Genomic DNA, 13,332 nt, shown 5'->3' with positions numbered 1-13,332 from the left:
GATGAGCAACGCAAACCGAACCCAAGTGATTGAAAGTTTTCTGCAGCAGATTCGTGCCATCAACCAGCGCGGCGTAGACCGCGAAGCGTTGAAGGAAATCATCGCGCTGCTGGAAGACTTGGCCAGGCGCCATGACCTGTTCAACTTCACCGCATTTCCTTCGCCGGTTCCGGGGCAAGGCGAGACTGCTTTTCGCTATCGCCTGAACGACGATGGCGAGACCCCGACCCTGTACATGAACTCGCTACTGCCGGGCAAAAGCACCTTGCCGCACAACCATGAAACCTGGGCGGTGATCGTTGCCGTGCAGGGCCAGGAGATCAACTACGTCTGGGCGCGTACCGACGATGGCAGCGACCCGGCCTTCGCTCGTCTGGAGCTGGAAAAGGAAGTCATCGTCCAGCCAGGCACGCCCATCGGTTTCCTGGGTGAAGACCTGCATGGCATCAAGGTCACGGGCGAAGAGCCGACCTTGCACTTCCATCTGTATGGCCGGCCGCTGGAGTCGCTCAACGGGCGTTTCGGTGTCAATGAAGAAGGCCGTGTCCTGAACTACAACGCCTCGCAGATGGCGCCGTCGATTCGCGCCTATTGATCGTCGGCACAGGTTTCCCAATTCACTTTTATGAGCCACCCCATGAGCCAGACCACCACCGCGGTCCAACTGCAACAATGGCTGTTCGACGGGCAGGAAATTGCCCTGTTCGACCTGCGCGAACATGGCCAGTATGGCGAAGCCCATCTGTTCCATGGCGTCACGCTGCCCTATAGCCGACTGGAGCTGGATATCCGCCGCCTGGCCCCCAACCCCGGCGTGCGGCTGGTGATCTATGACCAGAATGGCGGCGATGTTGCGACACGCGCTGCCTTGCGACTTGAAGCGCTCGGCTATCGCCACGTGCATATTCTTGAAGGTGGCGCCGATGGATGGCAGGCCGCAGGACTGCAACTGTTTGCGGGTGTGCATGTGCCGTCCAAGGCTTTTGGTGAGCTGGTGGAAGAGGCGCGCCATACGCCGCACATCAGCGCCACCGAACTGGCGCAGCGTCAGGCTCAGGGCGAGTCGCTGGTGGTGCTGGACGGCAGACCATTCGACGAATACCGCAAGATGACCATTCCAGGTTCCGTATGCTGCCCCAATGGCGAACTGGGTTATCGCCTGCCGGAACTGGTCAGCGACGAACACACGCCGATCATCGTCAATTGCGCCGGGCGGACCCGCAGCATCATCGGCGCGCAGACGCTGATCGATCTGTGTGTCAAGAACCCGGTCTATGCACTGGAAAACGGGACACAGGGCTGGTATCTGGCCGATCTGCAGCTGGAGCACGGCAGCACCCGACGCTACCCGGATGCGGTATCGCCCGGTTCGTTGACCCGTCAACGCGATGCCGCACAGGCGCTGGCCGAGCGGGCAGGCGTGCAGACGGTCAGTGCCGAACAGGTCCGGGGCTGGGCCGCTGATAGCAAACGCAGCCTGTTCCTGTGCGATGTGCGCACCGCCGAGGAGTTTGCGGCAGGAACATTGGCTGGTGCGCAACATACGCCGGGCGGCCAGTTGATTCAGGCGACGGACTTGTATGTCGGCGTGCGTCAGGCGCGGCTGGTGCTGGTGGACGACGAAGGCATTCGTGCGCCGATTGTTGCCAGTTGGTTGCGGCAGTTGGGGCACGATGCCTATGTACTGGCTGATGGCGTGAGTAGTGGCTTGTCGTTACCTGTTGCGCAAGCTGATGTGACGCCGGACTTGCCGGGCATCAGCGTGCAACGGCTGGCCGACGCCTTGAAGGATCAGGCCATGGCACTGATCGATCTGCGTTCGAGCACACACTTTCGCAAAGGGCATATCGAAGGTTCACGCTGGTCGATTCGCCCGCTGCTGGCTGCTGCCGTGGCTGAAGAGTCCCGGCCTCTGGTGTTGATTGCCGATGATCCGGCTCTGGCGCAATTGGCGGTCGAGGAATTGCCACAGGCGCAGCGCCAGCAGGTGCGTCTGCTGGACGGCGGGATCAAGGCCTGGCAAACCGCCGGGCTGGCGCTGCGCGAAGATAGCGCCAGTCTGGCGGACGAGCAGTGCATCGATTTTCTGTTTTTCACTCATGACCGGCATTCCGGGAACAAGGACGCTGCCCGCCAGTACCTGGCCTGGGAAATCGGTCTGCTGGGGCAGATGACCGAGCAGGAAATTGCCAGCCTCAAGCCTTTGTCCGCAAAAAAGCCTGAGCGCCCGTCACATAACCCCTTGGTCAAGACCCGGCTGATTCATGCCGCGCGTACGGACAAGGGCAGTGGCGTGCGCGGGGTGAATGTACCGGTTTCGCGCATGAGCACGGTGCTGTTCGACAGCCTCGGGCAGATGCGCGATATCCGCAAACGGCGTGATACCGAGCGCCTGTTGAGCTATGGCGCGAGAGGCAATCCGACGGGGTTTGCGCTGGAGGATCTGGTGACAGAGCTGGAGGGTGGTTATCGCACCCGCTTGTTCAGTACCGGCCTTGCGGCAGTGGCACAGACGTTCCTGGCCTATCTGCGCCCAGGTGATCATGTGCTGCTGACCGATGCGGTGTACTCGCCGGTGCGACGTGTGGCCCGTGACTTCCTTGAGCCATTCGGCATTCAGGTCAGTTACTTCAGGGCTGACGGGCAAGGGCTGGAAGCACAATTGCAGGCCAATACCCGCATGGTCTACACCGAAGTGCCGGGCTCGTTGCTCTACGAACTCTGTGACTTGCCGGCCATTGCCGCGCTCTGCAAACCACGAAACATTCTGCTGGCGGTAGACAACACCTGGGGCTCGGCCTACCTCTATCGACCGCTGGAGCTTGGGGCGGACATTTCCATCATGGCCTTGACCAAGTACCTGTGCGGTCATAGCGATGTGGTGATGGGCAGCGTCTGCACCCGTGAAGAAGTCTGGCAGCCGCTGGGAAGAATGAGCGACACCTTCGGCAATGCGGTCAGCCCCGATGACGCCTATCTGGTCCTGCGCGGTGCCCGCACCCTGGCTTCACGCATGGAAACCCACGAACGCCAGGCCCTTGAAGTCGCGCACTGGCTGAACGAACAACCGCAAGTCCGCCGCGTGTTCCATCCAGCCTTGCCGGACCACCCCGGCCACGCCCTGTGGAAGCGCGACTTCACCGGCAGCAACGGCTTGCTGTCCTTCGAGTTCGAGTCTTCGGACCCAGGCCAGTTGGAACGTTTTATCGGTGCCTTGCAACTGTTCGGGCTCGGTGCTTCATGGGGTGGCTACGAAAGCCTGATTACCGTGGCCAACGTCAGTGATCGCGACAATGAAGCTGACCGACTGCTCAACCCGGTGCTGCGCCTGCATATCGGGCTGGAGGATGTATCGGCGTTGATCGAGGATTTGCAGAGGGGGTTTGGGGAAGGATGAAAGCTGCAAGTTTCAAGCTGCAAGCCTCAAGTCAAAAGCCTCAAGCCTCAAGCCTCAAGCCTCAAGCCTCAAGCCTCAAGTCAAAAGCTTGTAGCTTGTAGCTTGTAGCTTGTAGCTTGTAGCTTGTAGCTTGTAGCTTGTAGCTTGTAGCTTGTAGCTTACAACTTGCAGCTCACCTAAACGTTATTTCATAACAAAATCCCGGATGGCCGTGTAATACTGTAACGAATCGTTGCAGGCTACTCTCCCGTGAAAGCTCCTCGCGCTCCCTCTGTAGCAGGTTCCGTTCTGGCTCAATCGGCCTTGAAGCGGGTCCTGCTGGCTCTCGGTATTTTGCTGTTGTTATGGCTGGCCATCGCCTGGTCGGTGGCTATTCCATGAGTGCGGCCATTGCTCTGGACAATCTGACCGTCGCTTACGAACGCCGTCCGGCGGTGCATCACATCAGTGGCCGTTTCGAGGCGGGCAGTCTGACCGCTATCGTCGGTCCCAATGGCGCTGGCAAGTCCACGTTGATCAAGACCATTGCCGGGACCATGAAGCCAGCGGCGGGGCGTGTGGATCGAGGCCGGCTGGCGACTCATACCCTGGGTTATCTGCCTCAGGCGGCCGAGATAGACCGCAGTTTCCCGTTAAGCGTGGCCGATACCGTCGCCATGGGCGCATGGCGCAGCATCGGCCCGTTTCGTGGCCTGACTCGCAACCATGCCAGGCTCACTCATGATGCGCTGAAAACCGTGGGCCTTGAGGGGTTCGAGGGGCGCAGTATCGGTTCCCTGTCGTCCGGGCAGTTCCAGCGGGTGTTGTTTGCACGGCTGTTATTGCAGGACGCCTCGGTGATTCTGCTGGACGAGCCTTTCACCGCCATTGATGCCCGCACCACCCGCGACCTGCTGGAGCTGGTCCGGGTCTGGCACGGCCAGGGACGCACGGTGATCGCGGTATTGCACGATATCGATCAGGTCCGTCAGCACTTTCCGCAAACCCTGTTGATGGCCCGAGAGGCGATTGCCTGGGGGGCGACGGCCGAGGTGTTGAACGATGCGAACCTGCGGCGTGCCCGCAATATGGCCGAGTTCTGGAGTGCGGATGCTCAGGTCTGCGATACCGAAGGTGAGCATTCATGATGCTCTATGCCACGCTGATCGAGCCTTTTGTCGAGTTCGGTTTCATGCGCCGGGCTCTGGTGGCCTGCCTCGCTTTGGGGATCGGTTCCGGTCCGGTGGGTGTGTTGCTGATGCTGCGACGCATGAGTCTGGTGGGCGATGCCATGAGTCACGCGGTCCTGCCGGGCGCGGCGCTGGGTTTCATGGTGGCAGGCCTGTCGCTGCCGGCCATGGGCATTGGCGGCTTGATCGCCGGTCTTGCGGTGGCCTTGCTGTCCGGGCTGGTCAGCCGGCTGACTGCCTTGCGCGAAGATGCCAGCTTCGCCAGTTTCTATCTGACGTCACTGGCCGCCGGAGTATTGATCGTCTCCATGCACGGCTCCAGTGTCGATCTGCTGCATGTGCTGTTTGGCACCATCCTGGCCATCGATGACAGCGCGATCTATATGGTCGGCGGCATTGCGTCATTCACCCTGATCCTGCTGGCCGTGATCTATCGCCCGCTGGTGCTTGAGTGTTTCGATCCGGGTTTCCTGCGTGCTGTCGGCGGGATGGGGTCGCTGTACCACGTGCTGTTTCTGCTGCTGGTCGTGCTGAACCTGGTGGCGGGCTTTCAGGCGCTCGGCACCCTGATGGCGGTGGGCATGATGATGCTGCCTGCGACTGCTGCGCGATTCTGGGCAACGTCACTGAGCGCCCTGATGCTGATTTCGACGGTATTGGCGACCCTCTCGGGGCTGATCGGCCTGATCGTTTCCTATCACCTTGGCGTGGCTTCCGGGCCATCCATCGTCCTGACTGCCAGCGTCTTTTATGGTTTTTCCCTGCTGTTCGGGCGCACGGGCATCTTGCGTCGACTGTTTCCAAAACCCCACCTGGCCAACTGAAAAGGGCATGTCATGAAACGATTGATGATGTTGAGCTCAATGGCGGCGATTGTGCTGTCGGCGTTTGCAAGTCTTGCCCAGGCCAAGCCTCTGGAGGCGGTGGCTTCGTTCACGGTGATTGCCGACATGGTCAGTAACGTCGGTGGCGAGCGGGTTCACGTGACGTCGCTGATAGGCCCCAATGGCGACCCTCATGTTTACGAACCCACCCCGCGTGATGCCCAGGCCCTGAGGAGTGCTGATCTGACGTTCGTCAGCGGCCTGCATCTGGAGGGCTGGATGGACCGCCTGATCAAGGCGTCTGGCTACAAGGGCCAGCCGGTCGTGTTGTCCGATGGCATCAAGACCCGTTACATGCAGGAGGACGGCAAGCTCATCACCGATCCCCATGCCTGGAACAGCGCCGCCAACGGGGTGAGCTATGTGCGCAATATCATTGCCGCGCTCAAGAAGGCGGACCCTGAAGGTGCCAGCGTCTACGAGGCCAATGGTCAACGCTATATCGTGCAATTGCAGCAACTGGACCTCTACGCCCGGGACCAGATCCAGTCGGTGCCTGAGTCGAAGCGCAAGATCCTCACTTCCCACGATGCGTTCGGTTACTTCGGTGATGCCTATGGCGTGACCTTCCTGTCGCCCTTGGGGTTTTCCACTGAGTCGCAAGCTTCGGCTGCGGATGTCGCAAAACTGATCCGCCAGATCAAGAGCGAGCACGTGACAGCCTATTTCTTCGAGAACTCCGGTGACCCGCGGCTGGTCAAGCAGATCGCCGATGCCAGTGGAGCGCAGCCAGGTGGTGAACTGTACGTCGAGGCCTTGTCACCCGCGGATGGCCCGGCGGCCAGCTATGCGCAGATGTTCCGCTATAACGTCGACAAGCTGACTACGGCGATGAAGGGCCAGTGAGCGTAGGAGCGAATTCATTCGCGAATGAATTCGCTCCCACAGAAACACACCTTCTCAATGATTCAGAAACTTGAAGATGGTGGTCTGGGTGTAAGGCTTGCCAGGGTCCAGTCGCGTACTGGGGAAGGCGGGCTGGTTGGGCGCATCGGGGTAGTGCTGTGTTTCCAGGGTGAAGGCGCCCCAGTGCGGGTAGACCTTGCCAGCCTTGCCATGGATGCTGCCGTCCAGAAAGTTGCCGGTATACAGCTGCACACCAGGCTCGGTGGTGAACAGTTGCAGGTGACGACCTGACTGCGGGTCACTGACTTCTGCCGCAAGTTTGCTGATGTCCCCCTTGGTGTCCAGCACCCAGTTGAAGTCAAAGCCGCCTTGCTTGGGTTCAGCGTATTTGAGTTGCTGATGGTCGGCCTTGATGTTCTTGCCGATGGCCGTTGGCTTGAGGAAGTCCATTGGCGTGCCGGCCACCGGGGCCAGTTCACCGGTAGGGATCAGCTTGTCGTTGACCGGCGTGTAACGGGAGGCGTGCAGGGTGGCCACCTGCTGGAGAATATCGCCGTTGCCAGCGCCCGCCAGATTGAAATAGCTGTGGTTGGTCAGGTTCAGCACCGTGGGCTTGTCGGTGGTGGCACGGTAGTCGATCTTCAGCTCGTTCTGGTTGTTGAGGCTGTAGGTGACTTCTGTCAGCAGCGCGCCGGGAAACCCCATCTCGCCATCGGGCGACAGGTAGCTCAGTTTCACTCCGACCGAGCCATTGCTCTTGATGCTTTCTGCTTTCCAGATGCGCTTGTCAAAACCCTGATTGCCGCCATGCAGCGCGTTGGTCTTGTCGTTGAGCGGGATGTGGTAGGTCTTGCCGTCCAGCTTGAATGTGCCTCCCGCCAGACGGTTGCCGAAACGGCCGATAGTCGCACCGAAATACACGGTGCCATTGGCCTGATAACCCTGCACGTCATCGAAGCCCAGAACGACGTCTTCGACCTTGCCGTTCCTGTCCGGCACCTTGAGCGCTTGCAGGGTTGCGCCGTAGGTAATGATGCTGGCTTGCAGGCCATGACTGTTGTGCAGGGTGTACTTCTCGATGTGCGTGCCATCGGGCAGTTTGCCGAAGGTGCTATGTTCGCTGGACAGTGCGGCGGCTTGTGCGGTCAGGGTAGAGATCATCAGTGACAGTCCAAGGCTGCTGAGAAGAGCGTGATTTTTCATCTGTTCTACTCACTTTTATTGTTGTTGTGAAAGGTGACGGTAGCGCAACGCATCGTTGGATTTCGCTGGCAGGCAGCAAATTGGTAAGACTATTTGATCGGTTTTAATCCGATGCAAGGATTTATAGTCGATAAAAAGCCGCTTGAAAAATAAATCGTAATACTATTTAGTAGAGGCAGTTCCTAAGAAAAATAAAAAAGGACACCGTTCATGCATTGGCAGCCTCTTTCCGAGCACCGCTTCAAACTGGCTGAAGGTTCTTTCTGGGACCTTGAGCAACAGGCTTTGTACTGGGTCGATATCGCCGGGCGTCTGGCTTGTCGGCTGGTTCAGGGGCAATACAGCCAATGGCGTCTGCCCGAGGCGGTTTCCGCATTCATTCCCACCGATAAGGGCGATGCCCTGGTGACCCTGGCCAGTGGTGTGTATCGCCTGGACCTTGATTCGCCAAAGACTTCCGTTTCATTGCTGTGCGTGGCCGATCCGGTGGTGGGCAACCGTGCAAACGAATCGCGCTGCGATGCTCAGGGGCGCCTGTGGCTGGGCAGCATGCAGAACAATCTGGATGCCGATGGCGGTGACTTGCCGCTGGTGCGCCGCTCCGGTGGTCTGTTTCGTGTGGACCCGGATGCAAAGGTCACGCACCTGCTGGACGGGCAGGGCATCGTCAACACCCTGCTGTGGAATGCCCAAGGCACAGTGCTCTACAGCGCCGATACCCTGGATGGCGTTATCTACCAATACCCGATTCTGACTGACGGCAGCCTGGGCGAGCGCCAGGTGTGGGCGCAGCAACACCCTCGCGGCGCACCGGACGGCTCGGCCATGGATGCCGAAGGCTATGTCTGGAATGCACGCTGGGGTGGAAGCTGCCTGATCCGCTTTGCCCCCGATGGCAGCGTTGACCGGGTGATCGACCTGCCTGTCAGCCATCCCACCAGTTGTGTTTTTGGCGGCCCCGACCTGTCTACGCTCTATGTCACCAGCGCTGCACCGGCCGATGCCCATGGCCAGTTCGATGGCGCGGTACTCAAGGCCGATGTGGGCGTCGCCGGGCAGATTTGCCCGCGCTTCGCAGGCTGAATTTTCATTGCATCCAAGGAGAGTTGAACATGGCGATACCTTTGTCGTTACCCCCGGTTCCCGAGCCGGTTCGCGGTGAACGCCTCAAAGGCAAGGTGGTGCTGGTGACCGGCGCTGCACAGGGGATTGGCGAAGCCATCGTGGCGTGTTTTCAGGCGCAGCAGGCCAGGCTGATCATCAGTGATGTGCAGGGCGAAAAGGTCGAGCAGGTGGCGGCGAAGTGGCGCGAGCAAGGGGCCGAGGTCCACGCGCTCAAGGTCGATGTCACGCAGCAGGATCAATGGCGCAGCATGGTGGATCTGGCCATCGAGCATTTTGGCCGGGTCGATGTGCTGATCAACTGCGCCGGGGTCAATGTGTTCCGCGACCCGCTGGAGATGAGTGACGAGGACTGGAAGCGCTGTTTCGCCATCGATCTGGATGGTGCCTGGTATGGCTGCCGCAGTGTCTTGCCGAAAATGCTGGAGCAGGGCGCGGGCAACATCATCAATATCGCCTCGACCCATTCGAGCAACATCATTCCCGGCTGTTTTCCCTATCCGGTCGCCAAGCATGGCCTGCTGGGTCTGACCCGGGCCCTGGGTATCGAATACGCGCCCAAGGGCATCCGGGTCAACGCCATCGCGCCGGGCTATATCGAAACCCAGCTCAACGTCGATTACTGGAACGGCTTCGATGACCCACAGGCCGAGCGGCAACGCGCCTTCGATCTGCATCCGCCCAAACGTATCGGCCAGCCCATCGAGGTGGCGATGACCGCACTGTTCCTGGCCACTGATGAGGCACCGTTCATCAATGCCAGTTGCATCATGATCGATGGCGGTCGCTCGGTGCTTTATCACGAGTGACACTCGGTTACATTGCTGTTCCTGTCGATATGGTATGACTATTTGGCGGGTTCCCGGTGTACAGAGCCTGGAGCCTCACATTGTTGGACGCTGTAGCTATTCAATAAAAATAAGGAGTTAGCTATGTTGAGTCGTCACGGGATTCGTTCCCTATGCTGCGCCGCTGTCACTACTGCCATCCTGGGCATGAGTGGCATCCTCCATGCTGCCGAAGAAGTGAAAATCGGCTTTCTGGTCAAGCAACCCGAAGAACCCTGGTTCCAGACCGAATGGGCCTTTGCCGACAAGGCTGGCAAGGAGCACGGCTTCACTGTGCTCAAGATTGCCGTACCTGACGGCGAGAAAACCCTGGCAGCCATCGACAGCCTGGCAGCCAACGGCGCCAAGGGTTTTGTCATCTGCCCGCCCGATGTTTCCCTCGGCCCGGCCATCGTCGCCAAGGCCAAGGCGTTGGGATTGAAGGTCATGGCGGTGGATGATCGTTTCGTCGATGCCAAGGGCAACTTCATGGAAGACGTGCCGTACCTGGGCATGGCCGCTTTCGAGGTGGGTCAGAAACAAGGCGAGGCCATGGCGGCCGAGGCGAAAAACCGCAATTGGGACTGGAAAGAAACCTACGCCATCATCAACACCTACAACGAGCTGGATACCGGCAAGAAACGCACCGACGGCTCTGTGGATGCGCTGAAAAAAGCCGGCCTGCCGGAAAGCCATATCCTCTTCACTGCCCAGAAGACCCTCGATGTGCCGGGCAGTATGGATGCGACCAACTCGGCGCTGCCGAAACTGCCGGGTAATGCCAAGAACCTGATCATTGGTGGCATGAACGACAACACCGTGCTCGGTGGCGTGCGTGCCACAGCCACCAACGGCTTCAAGCCAGCCAACGTGATCGGTATCGGCATCAATGGCACCGACGCCATCGATGAACTGAAGAAGAAGGAAAGCGGCTTCTTCGGCTCGATGCTGCCCAGCCCGGACAAGGAAGGCTATGACACCGCCTACCAGATGTTCAAATGGGTCACGACCGGCGAAGAACCTCCCAAGTACACCGCCATGGATGACGTGACACTCATTACGCGGGCCAACTTCCAGGAAGTCCTGACCAAGATCGGTCTGTGGAAGTAATGCCAGTCAGTTAAGAGGGGCTGGACTCACAATCCGTGGGAGGGGCCTTGGCCGCGACAGCATATGTAAAGGCACTGAAAATATGTTGCCTGTCAGCAGGTCGTCGCGGCCAAGGCCCCTCCCACAAGTAACAGGTATGCCTCAACTGATCGGCATTTGTCTGTGTAAGTGAGTTCAAGGGGGCCTGATCTCAGGCCCCTTCGCGAGTGAGGAGGACAGTTCATGCAGCAGGCAATCGAACAACAGCAAGCGGCCGGTGGTGCCTTGCGCTTCAGCGGCATCGGCAAGGTTTTTCCCGGCGTCAAGGCGCTGTCGGACATCAGCTTCCAGGCCAATCCCGGCAGCGTACATGCCTTGATGGGCGAGAACGGGGCTGGCAAGTCCACATTGCTGAAAATACTGGGTGGCTCCTATACACCCAACAGCGGGACCTTGCAGATCGGTGAAAACACCCATCAGTTCAGGTCCACTGCGGACAGCATCGCGGCGGGTGTCGCAGTGATTCACCAGGAGCTGCATCTGGTGCCGGAAATGACCGTGGCAGAAAACCTGCTGCTGGGGCATATGCCCAATCGCTTCGGGATGATCAATCGTCGGCTCATGCTGCGTCAGGCCACGGAACTGCTCAAGGGGCTTGCCGACGAAATCGATCCGGGCATGCGTCTCGGGGATTTGTCGCTGGGGCTGCGGCAATTGGTGGAAATCGCCAAGGCCATGTCGCGCAATGCCCATGTGATTGCCTTCGATGAACCCACCAGCAGCCTGTCGGCGCGTGAGATCGACCGCTTGATGGCGATCATCGCCAAATTGCGCGACGAGGGCAGGGTGATTCTTTACGTGTCCCATCGCATGGAAGAAATCTTCCGCATCTGCGATGCCGTGACGGTGTTCAAGGACGGGCGTTTCGTACGCACCTTCGAGGACATGGCGGAGCTTGACCATGATCGTCTGGTGACCTGCATGGTCGGGCGCGATATCCAGGATATCTATGACTATCGGCCCCGTGAGCATCAAGGCCCGAGCCTGCGCGTCACCGGGCTGCTCGGGCCAGGGTTGCAGGAACCGGTCAGTTTCGCGGTCGAGAAGGGCGAAGTGCTGGGTTTCTTCGGGCTGGTCGGTGCCGGTCGTACCGAGCTGTTTCGCCTGTTGTCCGGCATGACCCGCAGCAAGGCTGGCACGCTGCAACTGGACGGCAAGCCGCTGACCTTGAAGTCTCCTCGGGACGCGATTGCCGCTGGCATATTGCTCTGCCCGGAGGACCGCAAGAAAGAAGGCATCGTGCCGCTGTCCAGTGTGGCCGAGAACATCAATATCGGCGCCCGGTCCCGGCATCTGAGCCTGGGTTGCCTGCTTCAAGGACGTTGGGAACGCGAGAACGCCGAAAAACAGATTCGGGCGATGAACGTCAAGACGCCTTCGCCGGATCAGCAGATAGTCTTTCTTTCCGGTGGTAATCAGCAGAAGGCGATTCTGGGTCGCTGGTTGTCGATGCCGATGAAAGTCCTGCTGCTGGACGAGCCCACCCGAGGCATTGATATCGGTGCCAAATCCGAGATTTACCAGATCATCCATAACCTGGCGGCGCAAGGCATCGCGGTGATTGTCGTGTCCAGCGACCTGATGGAAGTCATGGGCATCTCAGACCGCATTCTGGTCATGAGCGAAGGGGCGATTACCGGTGAACTCAACCGCGACGAGGCCGATGAGTCGCGACTTCTACAACTGGCATTACCCCGCTCACGCGGCTGAACCTTTGGTCTACGACCATGAACAATAAAAAAGAGGTGCGTATGTCTACCGAAACCAGCCTGCGGGCTCCCCGTCAGGGCGTGAATATGCGCCGCTTTCTCGATGAATGGGTCATGTTGCTGGCTGCACTGGGCATTTTCATGCTGTGTGCGGTGTTCATCGATAACTTCCTGTCGCCGCTGAACATGCGCGGGTTGGGTCTGGCAATTTCCACCGTGGGCATTGCCGCCTGCACCATGCTCTATTGCCTGGCTTCCGGGCACTTCGACCTGTCGGTCGGTTCGGTACTGGCTTGTGCCGGGGTTATTGCCGGGATCGTGATTCGCGATACCGACAGCGTATTCCTCGGAGTGAGCGCTGCCCTTGCCATGGGCCTGCTGGTGGGGCTGATCAACGGCATCGTCATTGCCAAGCTGCGCATCAATGCCCTGATCACGACCCTGGCGACCATGCAGATCGTTCGCGGGCTGGCGTATATCTTTTCCAACGGCAAGGCTGTGGGGGTTTCCAACGAGGACTTCTTCGTCTTCGGCAACGGCCAGTTCTATGGCGTGCCGGTACCGATCCTGATCACCATCGCCTGCTTTATCTTCTTTGGCTGGCTGCTCAACTACACCACCTATGGCCGCAACACCATGGCCATTGGCGGTAACCAGGAGGCCGCCTTGCTGGCGGGTGTGCATGTCGACCGGACCAAGATCATCATCTTTGCCGTACATGGCCTGATTGGTGCGCTTGCCGGCGTGGTGCTGGCTTCACGCATGACTTCCGGGCAACCCATGATCGGTCAGGGCTTCGAGCTGACAGTCATCTCGGCCTGTGTGTTGGGCGGCGTCTCGCTGAGCGGCGGTATCGGCATGATTCGCCATGTGATCGCGGGTGTGCTGATTCTGGCGATCATCGAGAATGCGATGAACCTCAAGAACATCGACACCTTCTACCAGTACGTCATTCGCGGCACCATTCTGTTGCTGGCGGTGATTATCGACAGGCTGAAGCGCCGCTGAATGTATAGCGAATTCATT

12 protein-coding genes are annotated in these 13,332 nt (G+C 59.3%); 11 read left to right on the top strand and 1 reads right to left on the bottom strand.

Features of this window, described 5'->3' with window-relative positions:
- Nucleotide 1: 1 nt before the first annotated feature.
- From Q6A51_RS09355 to Q6A51_RS09330, 6 genes are all read left to right on the top strand, one after another.
- Complete coding sequence (locus tag Q6A51_RS09355; RefSeq protein ID WP_304574645.1) at nt 2–595, top strand: cysteine dioxygenase family protein; 594 nt, start codon at nt 2–4, stop codon at nt 593–595.
- 42 nt (nt 596–637) lie between these two features.
- Complete coding sequence (gene metC, locus Q6A51_RS09350; protein WP_304574644.1) at nt 638–3,397, top strand: cystathionine beta-lyase; 2,760 nt, start codon at nt 638–640, stop codon at nt 3,395–3,397.
- A gap of 249 nt (nt 3,398–3,646) precedes the next feature.
- Nucleotides 3,647–3,778 (top strand): hypothetical protein, encoded by a 132-nt coding sequence (locus Q6A51_RS09345; RefSeq protein ID WP_268939612.1) that lies wholly within the window; start codon nt 3,647–3,649, stop codon nt 3,776–3,778.
- Nucleotides 3,775–4,524, top strand: coding sequence for a zinc ABC transporter ATP-binding protein AztA (aztA, locus tag Q6A51_RS09340; RefSeq protein ID WP_201016954.1), 750 nt, complete (start codon nt 3,775–3,777; stop codon nt 4,522–4,524). Before Q6A51_RS09345 ends, aztA begins: the two co-directional genes overlap by 4 nt.
- A complete protein-coding gene (locus tag Q6A51_RS09335; RefSeq protein WP_201000371.1) occupies nt 4,521–5,390 on the top strand; it encodes a metal ABC transporter permease in 870 nt (289 codons plus the stop codon). Before aztA ends, Q6A51_RS09335 begins: the two co-directional genes overlap by 4 nt.
- Nucleotides 5,391–5,402: 12 nt before the next feature.
- The gene (locus Q6A51_RS09330) at nt 5,403–6,296 is read left to right on the top strand and encodes a metal ABC transporter substrate-binding protein (RefSeq protein ID WP_304574643.1); all 894 of its coding nucleotides are present in this window, start codon (nt 5,403–5,405) and stop codon (nt 6,294–6,296) included.
- A gap of 54 nt (nt 6,297–6,350) precedes the next feature.
- Here Q6A51_RS09330 and Q6A51_RS09325 read toward each other — a convergent pair whose 3' ends face one another.
- Nucleotides 6,351–7,499 carry an aldose epimerase family protein gene (locus Q6A51_RS09325; RefSeq protein ID WP_304574642.1) on the bottom strand — a complete coding sequence of 383 codons (1,149 nt, stop codon included), beginning with the start codon at nt 7,497–7,499 and terminating at the stop codon, nt 6,351–6,353.
- A 210-nt stretch (nt 7,500–7,709) separates the two neighbouring features.
- On the opposite strand from Q6A51_RS09325, the gene Q6A51_RS09320 reads away from it, so the two are divergent.
- The 5 genes from Q6A51_RS09320 (at nt 7,710) to araH (ending at nt 13,314) form a co-directional block, all read left to right on the top strand.
- On the top strand, nt 7,710–8,582 hold the full coding sequence (locus Q6A51_RS09320; RefSeq protein ID WP_304574641.1) for an SMP-30/gluconolactonase/LRE family protein: 873 nt from the start codon (nt 7,710–7,712) through the stop codon (nt 8,580–8,582).
- Nucleotides 8,583–8,611: 29 nt separating this feature from the next.
- Nucleotides 8,612–9,430: an SDR family oxidoreductase gene (locus tag Q6A51_RS09315; RefSeq protein ID WP_201000379.1), complete on the top strand. Its 819-nt coding sequence runs from the start codon at nt 8,612–8,614 to the stop codon at nt 9,428–9,430.
- A gap of 123 nt (nt 9,431–9,553) precedes the next feature.
- Entirely contained in the window at nt 9,554–10,558 is a 1,005-nt protein-coding gene (locus tag Q6A51_RS09310; protein WP_025260055.1) for a substrate-binding domain-containing protein, read from the top strand.
- A 222-nt stretch (nt 10,559–10,780) separates the two neighbouring features.
- On the top strand, nt 10,781–12,307 hold the full coding sequence (araG, locus tag Q6A51_RS09305; RefSeq protein ID WP_304574640.1) for an L-arabinose ABC transporter ATP-binding protein AraG: 1,527 nt from the start codon (nt 10,781–10,783) through the stop codon (nt 12,305–12,307).
- A 41-nt stretch (nt 12,308–12,348) separates the two neighbouring features.
- On the top strand, nt 12,349–13,314 hold the full coding sequence (gene araH, locus Q6A51_RS09300) for an L-arabinose ABC transporter permease AraH (RefSeq protein ID WP_025260057.1): 966 nt from the start codon (nt 12,349–12,351) through the stop codon (nt 13,312–13,314).
- Nucleotides 13,315–13,332 lie beyond the last annotated feature (18 nt).

The organism is Pseudomonas serbiensis, from assembly GCF_030580745.1.
In the GTDB taxonomy this organism is placed as follows: domain Bacteria; phylum Pseudomonadota; class Gammaproteobacteria; order Pseudomonadales; family Pseudomonadaceae; genus Aquipseudomonas; species Aquipseudomonas serbiensis.
This window is presented reverse-complemented; position numbering and strand designations above follow the sequence as displayed.

What these genes read in the sequence shown, in the direction of transcription:
- araH (WP_025260057.1), top strand. Translation starts at nt 12,349, where the DNA reads ATGTCTACCGAAACCAGCCTGCGGGCTCCCCGTCAGGGCGTGAATATG.
- Q6A51_RS09325 (WP_304574642.1), bottom strand. Translation starts at nt 7,499, where the DNA reads ATGAAAAATCACGCTCTTCTCAGCAGCCTTGGACTGTCACTGATGATC.
- Q6A51_RS09310 (WP_025260055.1), top strand. Translation starts at nt 9,554, where the DNA reads ATGTTGAGTCGTCACGGGATTCGTTCCCTATGCTGCGCCGCTGTCACT.
- Q6A51_RS09320 (WP_304574641.1), top strand. Translation starts at nt 7,710, where the DNA reads ATGCATTGGCAGCCTCTTTCCGAGCACCGCTTCAAACTGGCTGAAGGT.
- Q6A51_RS09330 (WP_304574643.1), top strand. Translation starts at nt 5,403, where the DNA reads ATGAAACGATTGATGATGTTGAGCTCAATGGCGGCGATTGTGCTGTCG.
- araG (WP_304574640.1), top strand. Translation starts at nt 10,781, where the DNA reads ATGCAGCAGGCAATCGAACAACAGCAAGCGGCCGGTGGTGCCTTGCGC.
- metC (WP_304574644.1), top strand. Translation starts at nt 638, where the DNA reads ATGAGCCAGACCACCACCGCGGTCCAACTGCAACAATGGCTGTTCGAC.
- Q6A51_RS09315 (WP_201000379.1), top strand. Translation starts at nt 8,612, where the DNA reads ATGGCGATACCTTTGTCGTTACCCCCGGTTCCCGAGCCGGTTCGCGGT.
- Q6A51_RS09335 (WP_201000371.1), top strand. Translation starts at nt 4,521, where the DNA reads ATGATGCTCTATGCCACGCTGATCGAGCCTTTTGTCGAGTTCGGTTTC.
- Q6A51_RS09355 (WP_304574645.1), top strand. Translation starts at nt 2, where the DNA reads ATGAGCAACGCAAACCGAACCCAAGTGATTGAAAGTTTTCTGCAGCAG.
- aztA (WP_201016954.1), top strand. Translation starts at nt 3,775, where the DNA reads ATGAGTGCGGCCATTGCTCTGGACAATCTGACCGTCGCTTACGAACGC.